General features: G+C 68.1%; 16 protein-coding genes. 1 reads left to right on the top strand and 15 read right to left on the bottom strand.

All coding sequences use genetic code 11. The features are described from left to right. Nucleotides 1–8 precede the first annotated feature (8 nt). From ABD116_RS26830 to ABD116_RS26760, 15 genes are all read right to left on the bottom strand, one after another. Nucleotides 9–1,535, bottom strand: coding sequence for an NADH-quinone oxidoreductase subunit M (locus tag ABD116_RS26830; RefSeq protein ID WP_343975937.1), 1,527 nt, complete (start codon nucleotides 1,533–1,535; stop codon nucleotides 9–11). Then, on the bottom strand, nucleotides 1,532–3,403 hold the full coding sequence (nuoL, locus tag ABD116_RS26825; protein ID WP_343975934.1) for an NADH-quinone oxidoreductase subunit L: 1,872 nt from the start codon (nucleotides 3,401–3,403) through the stop codon (nucleotides 1,532–1,534). The genes ABD116_RS26830 and nuoL overlap by 4 nt, the downstream gene beginning before the upstream one ends. A gap of 12 nt (nucleotides 3,404–3,415) precedes the next feature. Next, on the bottom strand, nucleotides 3,416–3,715 hold the full coding sequence (gene nuoK / locus ABD116_RS26820; protein WP_020391937.1) for an NADH-quinone oxidoreductase subunit NuoK: 300 nt from the start codon (nucleotides 3,713–3,715) through the stop codon (nucleotides 3,416–3,418). Further along, complete coding sequence (locus ABD116_RS26815) at nucleotides 3,712–4,518, bottom strand: NADH-quinone oxidoreductase subunit J (RefSeq protein ID WP_343976843.1); 807 nt, start codon at nucleotides 4,516–4,518, stop codon at nucleotides 3,712–3,714. The genes nuoK and ABD116_RS26815 overlap by 4 nt, the downstream gene beginning before the upstream one ends. Before the next feature lie 35 nt (nucleotides 4,519–4,553). Then, nucleotides 4,554–5,102 carry an NADH-quinone oxidoreductase subunit NuoI gene (gene nuoI, locus ABD116_RS26810; RefSeq protein WP_343975931.1) on the bottom strand — a complete coding sequence of 183 codons (549 nt, stop codon included), beginning with the start codon at nucleotides 5,100–5,102 and terminating at the stop codon, nucleotides 4,554–4,556. Next, complete coding sequence (nuoH, locus tag ABD116_RS26805; protein WP_343975929.1) at nucleotides 5,095–6,432, bottom strand: NADH-quinone oxidoreductase subunit NuoH; 1,338 nt, start codon at nucleotides 6,430–6,432, stop codon at nucleotides 5,095–5,097. Before nuoH ends, nuoI begins: the two co-directional genes overlap by 8 nt. Further along, a complete protein-coding gene (locus ABD116_RS26800; protein WP_343975926.1) occupies nucleotides 6,429–8,855 on the bottom strand; it encodes an NADH-quinone oxidoreductase subunit G in 2,427 nt (808 codons plus the stop codon). The genes nuoH and ABD116_RS26800 overlap by 4 nt, the downstream gene beginning before the upstream one ends. Then, nucleotides 8,852–10,153, bottom strand: coding sequence for an NADH-quinone oxidoreductase subunit NuoF (gene nuoF, locus ABD116_RS26795; RefSeq protein WP_425552154.1), 1,302 nt, complete (start codon nucleotides 10,151–10,153; stop codon nucleotides 8,852–8,854). The genes ABD116_RS26800 and nuoF overlap by 4 nt, the downstream gene beginning before the upstream one ends. 2 nt (nucleotides 10,154–10,155) lie before the next feature. Beyond that, nucleotides 10,156–10,968 (bottom strand): NADH-quinone oxidoreductase subunit NuoE, encoded by an 813-nt coding sequence (gene nuoE, locus ABD116_RS26790; protein WP_343975923.1) that lies wholly within the window; start codon nucleotides 10,966–10,968, stop codon nucleotides 10,156–10,158. Continuing rightward, nucleotides 10,969–12,306 carry an NADH-quinone oxidoreductase subunit D gene (locus tag ABD116_RS26785; protein ID WP_343975920.1) on the bottom strand — a complete coding sequence of 446 codons (1,338 nt, stop codon included), beginning with the start codon at nucleotides 12,304–12,306 and terminating at the stop codon, nucleotides 10,969–10,971. Next, nucleotides 12,306–13,013, bottom strand: coding sequence for an NADH-quinone oxidoreductase subunit C (locus tag ABD116_RS26780; RefSeq protein WP_343975917.1), 708 nt, complete (start codon nucleotides 13,011–13,013; stop codon nucleotides 12,306–12,308). Before ABD116_RS26780 ends, ABD116_RS26785 begins: the two co-directional genes overlap by 1 nt. Next, entirely contained in the window at nucleotides 13,010–13,564 is a 555-nt protein-coding gene (locus ABD116_RS26775; protein WP_328329756.1) for a NuoB/complex I 20 kDa subunit family protein, read from the bottom strand. The genes ABD116_RS26780 and ABD116_RS26775 overlap by 4 nt, the downstream gene beginning before the upstream one ends. A 3-nt stretch (nucleotides 13,565–13,567) precedes the next feature. Then, on the bottom strand, nucleotides 13,568–13,927 hold the full coding sequence (locus ABD116_RS26770; RefSeq protein WP_164601696.1) for an NADH-quinone oxidoreductase subunit A: 360 nt from the start codon (nucleotides 13,925–13,927) through the stop codon (nucleotides 13,568–13,570). Nucleotides 13,928–14,058: 131 nt separating this feature from the next. Then, a complete protein-coding gene (locus ABD116_RS26765; protein ID WP_343975909.1) occupies nucleotides 14,059–15,372 on the bottom strand; it encodes a geranylgeranyl reductase family protein in 1,314 nt (437 codons plus the stop codon). 149 nt (nucleotides 15,373–15,521) lie between these two features. Further along, nucleotides 15,522–16,220, bottom strand: a complete 699-nt coding sequence (locus ABD116_RS26760; RefSeq protein WP_343975906.1) for a demethylmenaquinone methyltransferase — start codon at nucleotides 16,218–16,220, stop codon at nucleotides 15,522–15,524. A gap of 142 nt (nucleotides 16,221–16,362) precedes the next feature. Here ABD116_RS26760 and ABD116_RS26755 point away from each other — a divergent pair, with 142 nt between their 5' ends. Further along, nucleotides 16,363–17,634 (top strand): isochorismate synthase, encoded by a 1,272-nt coding sequence (locus ABD116_RS26755; RefSeq protein WP_343975903.1) that lies wholly within the window; start codon nucleotides 16,363–16,365, stop codon nucleotides 17,632–17,634. The last annotated feature ends 1 nt before the right edge of the window (nucleotide 17,635 follow it).

Below are 17,635 nucleotides of genomic sequence, written 5' to 3'. Positions count from 1 at the left end.
AACTGCACTCACTTCTGTCCCTCCGTCGCGGGAACCTGCGGGGCCGGGTCGGTGACGCCCACCCGCTGCATCGTCGACTCGACCGCCGGCTTGATGATGTCGACCACCGGCTTCGGGTAGATACCGAACCCGATGATCAGCACGACCAGCGGTGCGATCGCGAACACCTCGCGGAAGTTCAGGTCCTTCAGCTTCTCGATCCCGTCACGGACGGGGCCGGTCATCAGGCGTTGGTACATGATCAGGATGTAGAGCGCGGCCAGCACGATGCCGAGCACCGCGATCACCGCGATCACCTTGTGCTTGCTGAACGTTCCGGCCAGCACCATGAACTCGGAGATGAACGGCGACAGACCGGGCAGCGCCAGGCTGGACAGGCCGGCGAACAGGAAGGTGCCGGCCAGGACCGGAGCCACCTTCTCGACGCCGCCGTAGTCCGCGATCCGGGCCGAACCGCGCCGCGAGATCAGGTAGCCGGCCACCAGGAACAGCGCCGCGGTGGAGAGTCCGTGGTTGAACATGTAGAGCGTCGACCCGGTCAGCCCCTGCGAGGTGAGCGCGAAGATGCCCATCACGATGAAGCCGAAGTGCGAGATCGAGGTGTAGGCGATCAGCCGCTTGATGTCGGTCTGGCCGATCGCCACCAGCGCGCCGTACAGCACGCTGATCAGGGCGAGCACCAGGACCACCGGGGTGGCCCAGCGCGACGCCTCCGGGAACAGCCCCAGGCAGAACCGGATCATCCCGAAGGTGCCGATCTTGTCCAGGATGCCGACCAGCAGCACCGACGTACCGGGGGTCGCCTCAGCGGCCGCGTCCGGCAGCCAGGTGTGGAACGGCACCATCGGCGCCTTCACCGCGAAGGCGAAGAAGAAGCCGAGGAACAGCCAGCGCTCGGTGTTCTGCGACATGTCGACCTTGACCAGGTCGGTCAGCAGGTACGACGGGTCGCCGCCGTTCTTGGCCGACACCACGTACAGGCCGACCACCGAGGCCAGCATCAGCAGACCGCCGAGCAGCGAGTAGAGCAGGAACTTCACCGCCGCGTACGACCGCTGCGGACCGCCGAAGCCACCGATCAGGAAGTACATCGGGATCAGCGTGGCCTCGAACAGCACGTAGAAGAGGAACACGTCGGTGGCGCTGAAGACGCCGATCGACAGCGCCTCCAGGCCGAGGATCCAGGCGAAGAAGGACTTCTCGCTCCAGCGACCGGTCTTCGCGTCGTTCCAGGAGGCGATCAGCACGATCGGGGTGAGCAGCGCGGTGAGCACCACCAGCACGATCCCGACGCCGTCCAGCCCGAGCGCGTAGTGCGCGCCGAAGGCCTTGATCCAGGTGTGGTTCTCCTCGTAGTCGGCGGCACCGTTCTGGTGGTAGCCGACAGCGATCACGATGGTCAGCGCCAGCGTGACGAGGGAGAAGACCAGTGCCACCTGCTTGGACAGCAGCGCCTTGGCTTTCGGCACCGCGATCGTCGCCAGGGCCCCTACCAACGGCAGGAGCAGCGTCAGGGTCAGCCAACCGATTTTCACGACAACCTCACCGCGAGGAGGGCGACGACCACGAATGCGGCGCCGAAGACCATGCTGAGTGCGTAGGAACGGACGAAGCCCGTCTGGAACCGGCGGAGCCGGCCGGACAGCCCGCCGAAGAGTGCGGCCAGCCCGTTGACCAGGCCGTCCACTCCACGGTTGTCGAGCCAGACCAGCGTCCGGGTGAGGTACTGGCCCGGGCGCATCAGGACCGCCTCGTTGAGCGCGTCGCCGTACAGGTCACGGCGGGCGAAGGTGGTGACCGGCGAGACCCGGACCGGCGCCTCGCTCGGGATGTCACGGCGGTACCGGACCACCGCGATCGCGATGCCGACGGCAACCACCGCGAGGGTGATCAGTGTCATCACGACGGCGCTGACCGGAGCGTGCTCCTCCTCGTGACCGACCACCGGCTCCAGCCAGTCGACGATCCAGTGGCCGGCGAAGTACAGCGCGCCGCCACCGAGCGAGAGGGCCGCCAGGATGATCAGCGGACCGGTCATCACCGCGGGCGACTCGTGCGGGTGCACGTCCTTCTCCCAGCGCTTCTCGCCGAAGAAGGTCATCAGCATCAACCGGGTCATGTAGAACGCGGTGATCCCGGCGCCGAGCAGCGCGCAGAGCCCGATCACGATGTTGTCCGCGAACGCGGCCTCGATGATCTTGTCCTTGCTGAAGAAGCCGGCGAACGGCGGGATGCCGAGGATCGCGAGGTAGCCGAAGGCGAACGTCACGAAGGTGACCTTCATGTACTTCGCCAGGCCGCCGTAGTGCCGCATGTTCACGTCGTCGTTCATCCCGTGCATCACCGAGCCGGCGCCGAGGAACATGTTGGCCTTGAAGAAGCCGTGCGTGAGCAGGTGGAAGATCGCGAAGACGTAACCCGCCGGGCCGAGGCCCGCGGCGAGCATCATGTAGCCGATCTGGCTCATCGTCGAACCGGCCAGTGCCTTCTTGATGTCGTCCTTGGCGCAACCGATGATCGCACCGGCCAGCGCGGTCACCGTGCCGACGATCACCACCGCGGTCGAGGCCGCGTCGGTGACTTCGTAGATCGCGTGCGAGCGGACCACCAGGTAGACGCCCGCGGTGACCATCGTCGCCGCGTGGATCAGCGCCGACACCGGGGTCGGGCCCTCCATCGCGTCCAGCAGCCAGGACTGCAGCGGCACCTGCGCGGACTTACCGCAGGCTGCCAGCAGCAGCATCAGGCCGAGCAGCGTTCCCCAGGTGCTGGAGACGTGCTCGGCGCCGGCGTTCACGGTCGCGAAGGCCGAGGAGCCGAACAGCGCCCACATGCTCATCACCGCGAGCGACAGGCCGATGTCACCGACCCGGTTCACCACGAACGCCTTCTTCGCGGCGGTCGCGGCCGAGTGCTTGTGCTGCCAGAACCCGATCAGCAGGTACGACGCCAGACCGACGCCTTCCCAGCCGACGAAGACCAGCAGGTAGTCGGCGGCCAGCACCAGCAACAGCATCGACGCGATGAACAGGTTCAGGTACCCGAAGAAGCGGCGCCTGCGCGCGTCGTGCTCCATGTAGCCGATCGAGTAGATGTGGATCAGCGACCCGACACCCGTGATCAGCAGCACGAAGAGGATGGACAGCTGGTCGACCAGCAGCGTCACGTCCACGTGCACGCTGCCGACCGAGAACCACTCGAACAGCTTGATCGTCTCGGACCGCTCTTCGCCGGACTTGCCCTGCATCTGGAAGAACAGCAGGACCCCGCAGACGAACGAGGCCAGCGACGCCGCGGTGCCCAGCAGGTGACCCCACTTGTTGGTGGCTTTGCCACCAAGCAGCAGGATCGCCGCGGACACCGCCGGGATCGCGACCAGCAGCCACGTCAGCTCATGACTCATCGGTTTCAGACCTCAGTACTTGAGCAGGTTGGCGTCGTCGACCGAGGCCGAGCGACGGGTGCGGAAGATGGCCATGATGATCGCCAGGCCGATCACGACCTCGGCCGCGGCCACCACCATCACGAAGAAGGCGGCGATCTGGCCGTCGAGGTTGCCGTGCTGGCGGGCGAAGCTGACGAACGCGAGGTTCGTTGCGTTCAGCATCAACTCCACGCACATGAAGACGACGATCGCGTTGCGGCGTACCAGCACGCCCAGCGCCCCGATGCTGAACAGCATCGCGGACAACACGATGTATGGCTCGGTCGTCACGACTTGTCTCCTTCACGGAATCCGGTGAGATCCGTACCGGTGGGCTCCGGCGGGACCTCGTCGCCCGCGTCGCCGTCGGCGATCTCGCGGACCAGGTCGACGTCGTCGCGCTCCTCGGTCTCGGGGAACACCGTGCCACGTGCCTGCAGCACCCGCGAAACCGAGGTCGGCGCGATCGACCCGTCCGGCAGCAGGGCCGGCGTGTCGACGGCGTTGTGCCGGGCCAGCACACCGGGCGTCGGCAGCGGGCCCGGGTGCACGCCGGCCTCGGCGTACTTGCGGATCCGCTCCTCGGCGTGGTCGCGCTGGGTCAGCTTCTTGGTCAGCCGCTCGCGGTGCGCCAGCATCATCGCGCCCATCGCCGCGGTGATCAGCAGCGCCGAGGTGACCTCGAAGGCGAACACGTACTTGCCGAACAGCAGCTGCGCCAGGCCCTTCACGTTCCCGTCCGGCTGCGCCTGGCCGAGCCCGACCGGGTCGCCGTACTTCACGTTGCCGACGGCGAAGACGAGCAGGATCCCGATCCCCAGGAACGCGACCCCGGCGAGCAGCCGCTGACCGCGGATCGTCTCGACCAGCGAGTCGGACGCGTCGACGCCGACCAGCATCAAGACGAACAGGAACAGCATCAGGATCGCGCCGGTGTAGACGATGATCTGGACCGCGAACAGGAACGGCGCGTCCTGCGCCGCGTACTGGATGGCCAGGCAGATCATCACGGTCGCGAGCAGCAGCGCGGAGTGCACCGCCTTGCGGACCAGGATCATCGCGATCGCGGCCAGCACCATGATCGGCGCCAGCATCCAGAACGCGACCTGGCCGCCGGTGACGAGCGGGGTCACTTGCCGTCACCACCCTCGGTCGGAACCGCGGCGCCGATCAGGCCCCGGTAGTAGTCCTTGTCGGTGGCGCCGAGCTGCATGTCGTGCGGCGGCTCGGACATCCCCGGCAGCAGCGGAGCCAGCAGGTCCTTCTTCTCGTAGATGAGGGACTCGCGGCTGCGGTCGGCCAGCTCGTACTCGTTCGTCATCGTGAGCGCCCGGGTCGGGCACGCCTCGATGCAGAGTCCGCACAGGATGCAGCGCAGGTAGTTGATCTGGTAGACGCGGCCGTACCGCTCACCCGGCGACATCCGGCCGCCGTCGGTGTTGTCAGCGCCCTCGACGTAGATCGCGTCCGCCGGGCAGGCCCAGGCGCACAGCTCGCAGCCGATGCACTTCTCCAGGCCGTCGGGCCAGCGGTTCAGCTGGTGACGGCCGTGGAACCGCGGCGCGGTCGGCTTCTTCTCGAACGGGTACTGCTCGGTGAACGTCTTCCGGAACATCGTCCGGAAGGTGACCCCGAATCCGGCGACCGGATCCCAGAGGGACTCTTTGACGCTAGCCACGGCTGCCTTCCTTGCTACGAACGTCCGTGCTCGTGGAATCGACGAGTGGTGGTGGCACCGGGAAGCCGCCGGCGAAGGCGTCGAACTCCTCGCCCTCGACCGGTTCCGGCTGGTCGGTCTTCTTCTGCGGCAGGAACATCGAGATCACCGCGATGGCCGCGACCACACCGGCCGCCACCAGCAGGTAGTTGCGCTGGTTGCCGCTGTCCACCTCACGGCCGACCGCGCGGACCGTGGCGACCAGCAGGATCCAGCCCAGCGAGACCGGGATCAGGATCTTCCAGCCCAGCTTCATGAACTGGTCGTAGCGCAGTCGCGGCAGCGTTCCGCGCAGCCAGATGTACATGAAGATGAAGCACATCATCTTGCCGACGAACCACAGCACCGGCCAGAAGCCGGAGTTCGCGCCGTCCCAGATCGAGATCGGCCAGGGCGCCCGCCAGCCGCCCAGGAACAGCGTGGTGGCCAGCGCGGACACGGTCGCCATGTTGATGTACTCGGCCAGGAAGAACATCGCGTACTTCATCGAGGAGTACTCGGTCAGGAAGCCGGCCACCAGCTCGCCCTCGGCCTCCGGCAGGTCGAACGGCGCCCGGTTGGTCTCGCCGACCATCGAGATCACGTAGATCACGAAGGACGGGAACAACAGCACGGCGTACCAGCCCGGGATCGGGATGTGCGCCCCGAACAGGTTCAGCGTCTGGTGCGAGGCCTGCGCGTTGACGATGTCCGAGGTGGACATCGAGCCGGCGAACAGGAAGACCGTCACCAGCGCCAGGCCCATCGCGACCTCGTAGGAGATCATCTGGGCGCTGGAGCGCAGACCACCGAGCAGCGAGTACGTCGAGTTGGACGACCAGCCGCCGAGCACGATGCCGTAGATGCCGATCGAGGCGATCGCCATCACGTAGAGCACCGAGACCGGCAGGTCGGTCAGCTGCAACCGGGTGTAGGTGTCGGTGAAGGGGATCTTCACGGTCGGCCCGAACGGGATCACCGCGAAGGTCAGGAAGGCCGGGATCGAAACGATCACCGGCGCCGCGACGTAGACGAACTTGTCCACGCCCTTCGGCATCAGGTCTTCCTTGAACATCAGCTTCATGCCGTCGGCCAGCGACTGGAGCAGACCGAACGGGCCGTGCACGTTCGGCCCGATCCGGTTCTGCATGTAGGCGACGACCCGGCGCTCCCACCAGATGTTGAAGAGCGTCAGCACGATCAGGAAGACGAAGATCAGCAGCACCTTGATCAGCACCACCCACCAGGGGTCGTTGCCGACCCCCGCGTCCGGTGGCGGCGCCAGCGGCAGGGCGAGCGGGATGGACATCATGCGTTCCCTCCGGCAATGGTCACGATCGAGCCGTGATCGGCATGCAGCGAGCGTCGGACATGCGAGTCGGCCGAGTTGGCCGGCAGCCAGACGACGTTGTCGGTCATCGCGGTGATCGCCACCGGCAACCGGATCGAGCCGGCGTCGGTGCTCACCACGAGCTCGTCGCCGTCGTTCACGCCGACCCGGTGGGCCGTGGTCAGCGAGATCCGTGCCACCGGCCGGCGGGCGGTCGCGACTAGGTGCGGCTCACCGTCGTTGCCGCGGCTGTCGTCGATCAGCATCCGCCAGGTGGCCAGCCGGGTCGAGTCGAACGCGCCGAGCGGCGGACCCGCCTGGTACGTCGGTTCGCCGGCCCGGTCGCCGTCCCAGCGGCCCAGCTCGTCGAACTCCTTCTTCGCCCCGTGCGGGGTGCTGAAGCCGAGCGGCGAGCCCATCTCCTGGGCCAGCGCGGCCAGTGCCCGGACATCCGGCATCGCGGCCGGCACCTTGAGCACGACCGGGAAGGACCGCTCGCGGCCCTCCCAGTTCACGAAGGTGCCGTCCTTCTCCGCCGGCGGTACCACCGGGAAGACGACGTCGGCGTGCTCGGTCACCTGCGAGTTGCGAACCTCGAAGCTGACCACGAACGGCGCGGCGGCCAGTGCGGCCAGCGCAGCCGCCGGGTCCGGCAGGTCGTCGATCTCGACACCCGCGACGACCAGTGCCTGCAGCGAGCCGGCCGCGGCGAGGATCTCGCCGACGTCCTTGCCGACCGTGCTGGGCAGGTTCTCGACGCCCCAGGCGGCCTGCAGGTCGACCCGTGCGGCCGCGTCCGACACCAGGCGACCGCCCGGCAGCAGACCCGGCAGGCAGCCGGCGTCGAGCGCACCACGGTCACCCGCACGACGCGGGATCCAGACCAGCTGGGCCCCGGTGTCCAGCGCGAGCCGCAGCGCGGCGGAGTACGCGCCCTGTACGGACGCGAGCCGCTCGCCGACGACGATGACCGAGTTGGCGCCGAGCGCGTCCAGCGCCTGCGCGCCGGTCTCACCGGTGCCGCGCAGATCGCTCAGTACCGCGGCCTCGGTGCCCGGGCTGCTCTGGACGACGACACCCGACAGCTTCTCGATGCCGCGCGATCCGAACGGCGCGACCGTGAAGACCCGGGTGCCGTTCTTCTTGACGCCCTTGCGCAGCCGCAGGAAGACCGACGGCGACTCCTCCTCGGGCTCGAAGCCCACGAGCAGTACCGATGCCGCGTTCTCCAGGTCGGCGAACGTCGTACCGAGCCCGGTGCCCGCGACCGCGGCGGCCAGGAAGTCGGCCTCCTCGGACGAGTACGGCCGGGAACGGAAGTCGATGTCGTTGGTACCGAGGGCCACCCGCGCGAACTTCGAGTAGGCGTAAGCGTCCTCGAGCGTCAGCCGGCCACCGGTCAGTACCGCTGCGTTGCCCCGCGCGGCGACGAGCTTCTTGGCCGCGAAGTCCAGCGCCTCCGGCCAGGAGGCGGGCCGCAGCTCGCCGTCCTCGCGGATCAGCGGGTGGGTCAGCCGGTCGCCGGTGTTCGCGTAGTTGAACGCGAACCGGTCCCGGTCGGAGATCCACTCCTCGTTGACGTCCGGGTCGTCACCGGCCAGCCGGCGCATCACCTTGCCGCGCCGGTAGTCGATCCGGATCGCCGCACCGGACGCGTCGTGCTCGGCGATCGAAGGCACCGAGACGAGGTCGAACGGCCGGGACCGGAACCGGTACGCCGCGCTGGTCAGCGCGCCGACCGGGCAGATCTGGATCGCGTTGCCGGAGAAGTAGCTCTCGAAGGGCTCCTTCTCGTAGATACCGACCTGCTGCAGCGCGCCGCGCTCGAGCAGCTCGATGAACGGGTCACCCGCGATCTGCTGGGAGAACCGGGTGCAGCGGGCGCAAAGCACGCAGCGCTCGCGGTCCAGCAGCACCTGGGCGGAGATGTTGATCGGCTTGGGGTAGGTCCGCTTCACACCCTCGAAGCGGCTCTCGCCCCGGCCGTTCGTCATCGCCTGGTTCTGCAGCGGGCACTCGCCACCCTTGTCGCAGACCGGGCAGTCCAGCGGGTGGTTGATCAGCAGGAACTCCATCTGCCCCTGCTGGGCCTTGTCGGCCACCGGCGAGGAGATCTGGGTCCGGATGACCATGCCGTCGGCAACGGTCAGCGAGCACGAGGTCTGCGGCTTCGGCATCCCCCGGCCGTTGCCCGCGTCGACGACCTCGACGAGGCACTGACGGCAGGCGGCGACCGGGTCGAGCAGCGGGTGGTCGCAGAACCGCGGGATCTGGACGCCGATCTGCTCGGCGGCCCGGATCGCCAGGCTGTTCTTCGGCACCTTCACCTCGACGTCGTCGATGGTGACGGTGACCAGGTCGACCTTTTCGACCTGGCCCGCCGGCGGGTTGGCTTGGATCGTCATGCGGTTGCTCCAGCGGTCGCGAAGACGGTGGACGCCATCGGGTCGAACGGGCAGCCGCCGTTCGTGAAGTGCGCGAGGTAGTCGTCCTTGAAGTGCTGGATCGAGCTGGTGATCGGCGCGGTCGCGCCGTCGGCCAGCGCGCAGAACGAGCGGCCGGTGATGTTGTCGCTCAGGTCCAGCAGTTTCTCAAGGTCGCTCTCGTCGCCCTGGCCGGCTTCCAGCCGCTCCAGGATCTGCACCAGCCACCAGGTGCCCTCACGGCACGGGGTGCACTTGCCGCAGGACTCGTGCTTGTAGAACTCGGTCCAGCGCAGCGTCGCACGGACCGGGCAGACGGTCTCGTCGAAGATCTGCAGCGCCTTGGTACCGAGCAGCGAGCCGGCGCCGGAGACACCCTCGTAGTCCAGCGGAATGTCGAGGTGATCAGCGGTCAGCAACGGCGTCGAGGACCCACCAGGGGTCCAGAACTTCAGCTCGTGGCCCTCGCGGATCCCGCCGGCCAGGTCGAGCAGCTGCCGCAGCGTGATGCCCATCGGCGCCTCGTACTGACCCGGCCGGGTGACGTGGCCGGACAGCGAGTAGATCGTCGGGCCCTTGGACTTCTCGGTACCCATCGAGCCGAACCAGTCGGCGCCGTTGTTGATGATCGAGGGAACGGATGCGATCGACTCGACGTTGTTGATGACAGTGGGGCAGCCGTACAGGCCGGCCACCGCGGGGAACGGAGGACGCAGCCGGGGTTGACCACGACGACCTTCCAGCGAGTCGAGCAGCGCGGTCTCTTCACCGCAGATGTACGCGCCGGCGCCGGCGTGCACGATCACGTCGATGTCGTAGCCGGTGCCGAGCACGTTGGTGCCGATGAAGCCGGCTTCCTTCGCCTCGGCGACCGCCTGCTGCAGCCGGCGGACGACGTGCAGCACCTCACCGCGGACGTAGATGAACGCGGTGTTCGCGTTGATCGCGTACGCGGAGATGATGACGCCCTCGACCAGCGTGTGCGGCGAGGCGAGCATCAGCGGGATGTCCTTGCAGGTGCCCGGCTCGGACTCGTCGGCGTTCACCACCAGGTACTTCGGCTTCGGGTTGTCCTGCGGGATGAAGGACCACTTCATGCCCGTCGGGAAGCCCGCGCCACCACGGCCGCGCAGACCGGAGTCCTTGACCGCGGTGACCACGTCGGCCGGCTGCATCCGCAGCGCGGTGCGCAACGCGTCGTACCCGCCGGAACGCTGGTACGAGGCCAGCTGCCAGGCGCGGATCTGGTCCCAGTTGTCGGACAGCACTGGAGTGAGCACGGTCAGTCCTCCTTGCGGCTGTCGTCGGTGTGCACAGCCTGGGATTCCTTGCCCGGCTGGTCTTCCGGACGCGGACCGGCAGCGGCTTCCGGCGAGACGCTGGCCTCAGCGGCGCGCCCGTTGCTGCTGCGGGAGTGGCTGCCTTCCGGCGCCGTCCAGTTGCGCTCACGGGCCAGCCGGAGGCCGGCCAGGGTGGCCTTGCCGCCGGTCGGGCCCTCGTCGGCACGGCCGTCGGGGAAGCCGGCCAGCACGCGCTCGGCTTCCTTCCAGGTGCAGATCGTGGCGCCCCGCGGCGACTTGACCTCGGTGCCCTCGCGCAGGTCGTCGACGAGCTGGGTCGCCGACTCCGGCGTCATGTCGTCGAAGAACTCCCAGTTCACCATCATCACCGGCGCGTAGTCGCAGGCGGCGTTGCACTCGAGGTGCTCGAGGGTGATCTTGCCGTCCTCGGTGGTCTCGTCGTTGCCGACGTCCAGGTGCTGCTTGAGGCGCTCGAAGATCAGGTCGCCACCCATCACCGCGCAGAGCGTGTTGGTGCAGACGCCGACGTGGTAGTCACCGACCGGGCGGCGCTTGTACATCGTGTAGAAGGTCGCCACCGCCGACACCTCGGCGCCGGTCAGCCCGAGCACGTGGGCGCAGGCCTCGATGCCCTCGGGGGTGATCCGGCCCTCGACCGACTGCACCAGGTGCAGCATCGGCAGCAGGGCCGAGCGGCCGACCGGGTACCGGGCGGCCAGCTCGCGCATCTCGGCGATCGTGGTGTCACCGATCTTCGTCTCGCCTGTGCTGTAGGGAACGGTTGTGTCAGCCATCTATCGGTCCACTCCACCCATCACCGGGTCAAGGCTGGCGACGGCGACGATCACGTCGGCGACCTGTGAGCCCTCGCACAGGATCGGCATCGCCTGCAGGTTTGCGAACGACGGGTCGCGGAAGTGCGCCCGGTACGGCTTGGTGCCGCCGTCGGAGACCAGGTGACAGCCCAGCTCGCCACGCGGCGACTCGATCGCCACGTAGGCCTGCCCGGCCGGGACCCGGAAGCCCTCGGTGACGAGTTTGAAGTGATGGATCAGGGCTTCCATCGACTCGCCCATGATGTGCTTGATGTGGTCGAGCGAGTTGCCCATCCCGTCGTTGCCGACGGCCAGCTGGCTCGGCCAGCCGATCTTCTTGTCCTGCACCATCACCGGCTCGCCCTCCATCTTGGCCAGGCGGTCGGCGCACTGCTCGACGATCTTCAGCGACTCCCACATCTCCTGCAGCCGCACCCGGAACCGGCCGTACGAGTCGGCGGTGTCCCAGGTCGGTACGTCGAAGTCGTAGGTCTCGTAGCCGCAGTACGGCTGGGTCTTGCGCAGGTCCAGGCCGTACCCGGTCGCGCGCAGCGGCGGGCCGGAGATGCCGAGCGCCATGCACCCGGTCAGGTCCAGGTAGCCGACGTTGCCCAGCCGGGCCTTGAAGATCGGGTTCGCGTTGCACAGCTCGGCGTACTCGGGCAGGTGCTTGTTCATCCAGGTGATGTACTCCCGGATCTTGTCCAGCGCGCCGGCCGGCAGGTCCTGGGCGACACCGCCGGGCCGGATGAACGCGTGGTTCATCCGCAGGCCGGTGATCAGCTCGAACAGGTCGAGCGTCATCTCCCGCTCGCGGAAGCCGATCGTCATCACCGTGAGGGCGCCGATCTCCATCCCGCCCGTGGCGATGCAGACCAGGTGGCTGCTGATGCGGTTCAGCTCCATCAGGAGCACCCGCATCACGTTGGCCTTCTCCGGGATCTGGTCCTCGATGCCGAGCAGCCGCTCGACCGCCAGGCAGTACGCCGTCTCGTTGTAGAACGGCGACAGGTAGTCCATCCGGGTGCAGAACGTGACGCCCTGCGTCCAGGAGCGGAACTCCATGTTCTTCTCGATACCGGTGTGCAGGTAACCGATGCCGCAGCGGGCCTCGGTCACGTTCTCACCCTCGATCTCGAGGATCAGCCGGAGCACGCCGTGGGTGGACGGGTGCTGCGGGCCCATGTTCACGACGATGCGCTCTTCGGGCTCGTCGCCGAGGCCGGAGACGACCGAGTCCCAGTCCTGACCGGTGACGGTGAAGACCTTGCCCTCGGTGGTGTCCCGGGTGGTGGCGTAGGGGTCTGTAGTGGTCATCAGTTGTACGACCTCCGCGTGTCGGGCGGCGGGATGACGGCGCCCTTGTACTCGACGTCGATACCGCCGAGCGGGTAGTCCTTGCGTTGCGGGTGGCCCGGCCAGTCGTCGGGCATCTGGATCCGGGTCAGCGCCGGGTGTCCGTCGAAGATGATGCCGAAGAAGTCCCAGGTCTCGCGCTCGTGCCAGTCGTTGGCCGGGTAGACCGAGACGACGGACGGGATGTGCGGGTCGGCCTCGGAGCAGGACACCTCGAGCCGGATCCGCCGGTTGTGCGTGATCGAGAGCAGGTGGTAGACCGCGTGCAGCTCGCGCCCGGTCTCGTGCGGGTAGTGCACGCCGGAGACGCCGGAGCAGAACTCGAACCGCAGCGCCTCGTCGTCGCGCAGGTGCTGGGCGACCTCGACCAGCCGCTCGCGGGCGATGTGCAGGGTCAGCTCGTTGTGCTGGACGACGACCTTCTCGATCGCGCCGTCGCCGACCAGGCTCTCCAGCTTCTCGGTCGCGCCGTCGAACCAGCTGCCGTAGGGCTTGGCCGATCCGCCGGGCAGCGCGACCTGGCGCTGCAGCCCGCCGAAGCCGGAGGTGTCACCGGTACCGCGGACGCCGAACATGCCCTCGCGCTGGTCGATGACCTCGGCGCCCGGCGTCTGCGCGTCCGCACCCGGCTGAGTCGCCGGAAGGTTCTCTGGTTGGGTGTCGCTCACCTGAGCAGGCCCTTCAGTTCAAGGGTGGGGGAAGCGGCCAGGGCGGCAGTCTCCTGCTCGGCCTGCAGCGCCTTCTTGTTCGCGCCGAGCTTGCCGTTCTGGATGTCCTCGTGCAGCTTGAGGAACGCGTCCAGCAGCATCTCCGGCCGCGGCGGGCAGCCGGGCAGGTACATGTCGACCGGGACCACGTGGTCGACGCCCTGGACGATCGCGTAGTTGTTGAACATGCCGCCCGACGAGGCGCAGACACCCATCGCCAGCACCCACTTCGGGTTCGGCATCTGGTCGTAGATCTGGCGCAGCACGGGAGCCATCTTCTGGCTCACCCGGCCGGCCACGATCATCAGGTCGGCCTGGCGCGGCGAAGCGCGGAAGACCTCCATGCCGAACCGGGCGGCGTCGTAGCGCGGCGCTCCGGTCGTCATCATCTCGATCGCGCAGCAGGCCAGCCCGAAGGTTGCCGGCCACAACGAAGCCTTCCGCATGTAGCCGGACAGGCCCTCGATCGTGGTCAGCAGTACGCCGGCCGGAAGCTGTTCTTCAACACCCATAGGTCAGTCCCACTCCAGTCCGCCGCGGCGCCAGACGTAGGCGTACGCGACGAAGACGGTAACGATGAAGATGACCATCTCGACCAACCCGAACAGCGCCATCTGGTCGAAGGCGACGGCCCAGGGGTAGAGGAAGATGATCTCGATGTCGAACACGATGAAGAGCATCGCGGTGATGTAGTACTTCACCGGGAAACGCCCACCACCGACCGGTTGCGGCGTCGGCTCGATGCCGCACTCGTACGAGTCGAGCTTGGCCCGGTTGTAGCGCTTCGGGCCGACCAGCGCGCTGGTCACCAAGGTGCCCGCCACGAAGATCGTCGCGAGCACACCGAGGATGAGGATCGGTACGTAAGGGTGCATCTTGGCGCTGCTCCCTCCTTACTTGCGTCCGGTACTGCGTGGGTCGGTCGTGTTCGTAGTGCCGTACTGCCTGTTGCGGTGCAGCACTGTGTTACCAGTACCGCTGTGTCTCACGTCACGCGCCCCGCCGATCAGGCGGCGGGAGCCACCTTGGTGAGACCGTTGATGATCTTGTCCATCACGTCGCCGTCGCGCGGATCCGTGAGGTTGGCAAGGAGTTTCAGGGTGAACTTCATCAAGGTGGTGCGCGGCAGACCGTACTTGGTGCACAGCCGCATCACCTCCGGGTTTCCGATCAGCTTCACGAACACCCGGCCGAGCGTGTAGTAGCCGCCGTACTCCTGCTTCAGCGCCTTCGGGTACGCCGAGAGCGCCCGCTCGCGCTGGTTCGGTTGCCGGCGCAGAGCCTGCGCCGCGACCTCGGCCGCGAACGCGCCGGACTCCATCGCGTACGGGATGCCCTCGCCGTTGAACGGGTTCACCATCCCGCCCGCGTCGCCGAGCAGCATCAGGCCGCGGGTGTAGTGCGGCTGCCGGTTGAAGCCCATCGGCAGCGCCGCCCCGCGGATCGGGATGGTCTGGAACTCGTCGCGGAACTGCCACTCGTCGGGCGTGTTCTTCAGCCACTGCTTGAGCAGGTCCGCGTAGTCGACCTTGCCGAACGCGTCGGAGGTGTTCAGGATGCCGAGCCCGACGTTGACGGTGCCGTCGCCCATCCCGAAGATCCAGCCGTAGCCCGGCAGCAGGCTGCGCTGACCCGGGTTCTTCGGGTCGTCGGTCCACAGCTCCAGCCAGGACTCGAGGTAGTCGTCGTCGTGCCGCGGGCTGGTGAAGTACGTCCGGACCGCGACGCCCATCGGCCGGTCGTCACGCTTGTGCAGGCCCATCGAGACGCTCAGCCGCGACGAGTTGCCGTCGGCGGCCATCACCAGCGGGGCGCGGAACTCGAGGTCCTCGCCGGCCCGGCGGCCGTTGTCGTCGACCGGCTTGGCGGTGACGCCGACGATGAAGCCCTGGTCGTCCAGGATCGGCGCGGTCACGTTGGTCCGCTCGCGCAACTGGGCGCCGGCCTTGACGGCCTGACGGGCCAGCATGTCGTCGAAGTCCATCCGGTTGCGGGTCAGCCCGTAGTTCGGGTGGCTGGCCAGGTCCGGCCAGTCGAGCTGCAGCTCGTGCCCGGCGCCGCGGATCCGCAGGCCGTAGTTCTTGATCCAGCCGGCCTCGGGCGAGATGTCGATGCCCATGTTGATCAGCTGCTTGGTCCCGCGGGGCGTGAGGCCGTCGCCGCACACCTTCTCGCGCGGGAACGCGGTCTTCTCGAGCAGCAGCACGTCGAGGCCCGCGTTCGCGAGATGGTACGCCGCTGCCGAGCCTGCGGGCCCGGCGCCGACGACGATCACATCAGCGGTCTCGGCCTGCTGCCTGCTAGGCACGCTCTGGCTCATCTCATCCCGGCCTGGTGGAGGGCTGTGTCACTCGTGAAGGGATTCACGAGGCCTGGTCATCCGACAGTCTAGGACTGCCTGACTTGGACACGAAACCGGCCCGGAACCCCTTGCCTGCAACCGATTTATGCGCTCTTTTCGTTGCGTAATTAGAGCGGCTTGACGGCCCGGTGGATCGCGACCAGACCACCTGTCAGGTTGCGCCACTGGACGTGGGTCCAGCCGGAGGCCGCGATCGTGTCGGCGAGCGGCGCCTGGGCCGGCCACGCCCGGACCGATTCGGCCAGGTACACGTAGGCGTCGGGGTTCGTCGAGACCGCCTTCGCGACGACCGGGACGGCCCGCATCATGTACTCCAGGTAGGCGACCCGGAACGGTTTCCAGGTCGGGTGCGAGTTCTCCAGCACCACCAGCCGGCCGCCCGGCCTGGTCACCCGGAGCATCTCGGCCAGCGCGACCGTGACGTCGTTCACGTTCCGCAGCGCCCACGAGATGGTCACCACGTCGAAGGTCTCGTCCGCGAACGGCAGCCGGAGCGCGTCGCCTGCGATCAGGTCCAGCTCGGGGTACCGGCGCTTGCCGACCCGGAGCATGCCGACCGAGAAGTCGCAGGACACCACCTCGGCGCCGGCCTCGCGCAGCTTCACGCTCGACGCGCCGGTCCCGGCGGCCAGATCGAGGATCTTCATCCCCTTCCGGGGCGCGATCTCGGCCAGTGTCTGCGGCCGCCAGTAGGCCTTCTCCAGCCCCATCGTGGCGACCGCGTTGGTCCGGTCGTAGCCCTCGGCCACGTTGTCGAACATCGCGGCCACTGCTTCGGGTTGTTTGCTGAGATCCGCCCTGGTCACCTGTCTAGTTGATCACGGCCGCGACAGGCACCGAAATTCGCCGGTTACGAGAGCGGCCTACGCTTGCCTCTCGTGAGCGAATCTCCATTGAGCCGGCCGGCCATCGCGACCCGGGGCCGGGAAGCGAGCGAGGAGTGCAACCGTGAGCCTGTCTGACCCGCTCCAACCCGGCGCGGTGCCGGCTCCGCAGCTGGTGGTTCGCAGCCAGCGCGTCGAGGGTGTGGCCGCCGCGCTGATGGACCACCTGCCGCAGACCGGCGGGCTGGCCTGGGTACGCCGTGGCGATGGGCACGTCGGCTGGGGCGTCGCCGCCCGGCTGGACGTTGCCGGCAGCAATCGGTTCGCGGAGGCCCAGGCCTGGTGGAAGGAGCTCACCGCCAACGCGGTGGTGCGCGACGAGATCGGCGTACCAGGATCGGGACTGGTCTGCTTCGGCTCGTTCGGTTTCACCGACACCGACGCCAGTGAGCTGGTGGTGCCCGAGGTGATCGTCGGCCGTCGTGGCGGGATCACCTGGGTGACCACGATCTCGGGTGCGAGCTCGCTGGCCGCGCCGCCCGAGCTGACGACGTACGAGCCGGAACCGGTCGGTGCGGTCGCGTTCGCGGACGGTGCGCGCTCCGGTACGGCGTGGTCCGGCATCGTCGCCGACGCGGTGCAGCGGATCACCAACGGCGAGCTCGACAAGGTGGTGCTCGCGCGCGACCTGATCGCGATCTCCCCCAACCCGATCGACCTCCGCTGGCCGTTGCGCCGGCTGGCCTCGGCGTACCCGAACTGCTGGACGTTCTCCGTCGACGGCCTGATCGGCGCCACCCCGGAGCTGCTGGTCCGGCGCGAGAAGGGCCTGATCACCTCCCGGGTGCTGGCCGGCACCATCCGGCGTACCGGCGACGACGCGCACGATCTGGCGCTGGCCGCCTCCCTCGCCCGGTCGAGCAAGGACCTCGAGGAGCACGAGTACGCCGTCCGCTCGGTGGCCGACGCGCTGAAGCCGCACTGCAAGTCGATGAACGTGCCCGAGACCCCGTTCGTGCTGCACCTGCCGAACGTGATGCATCTCGCCTCCGACGTGGCCGGCGTGGCCGCCAACGGAGCCTCGGCGCTCGGCCTAGCCGCCGCCCTGCACCCGTCCGCGGCGATCTGCGGTACGCCGACCGATGTCGCCCGCGACGTGATCGGCGAGATCGAGGGCATGCCCCGCGGCCGGTTCAGCGGCCCGGTCGGCTGGATGGACGCGGCCGGTGACGGCGAGTGGTGCATCGCCCTGCGCTGCGGCCAGGCCGACCCCGACGACCCGACCAGGATGCGCCTGTTCGCCGGCGCCGGCATCGTCGCCGGCTCCGACCCAGAGGCCGAGCTGGCCGAGACGAACGCAAAATTGGTTCCGATGCGAGACGCTCTGGGAGATTGAT

The organism is Kribbella koreensis (assembly GCF_039525325.1).
Taxonomy (GTDB): domain Bacteria; phylum Actinomycetota; class Actinomycetes; order Propionibacteriales; family Kribbellaceae; genus Kribbella; species Kribbella koreensis.
Note: the sequence above shows the minus strand (reverse complement) of the source record. Positions and strands in the feature narration are given on the sequence as shown.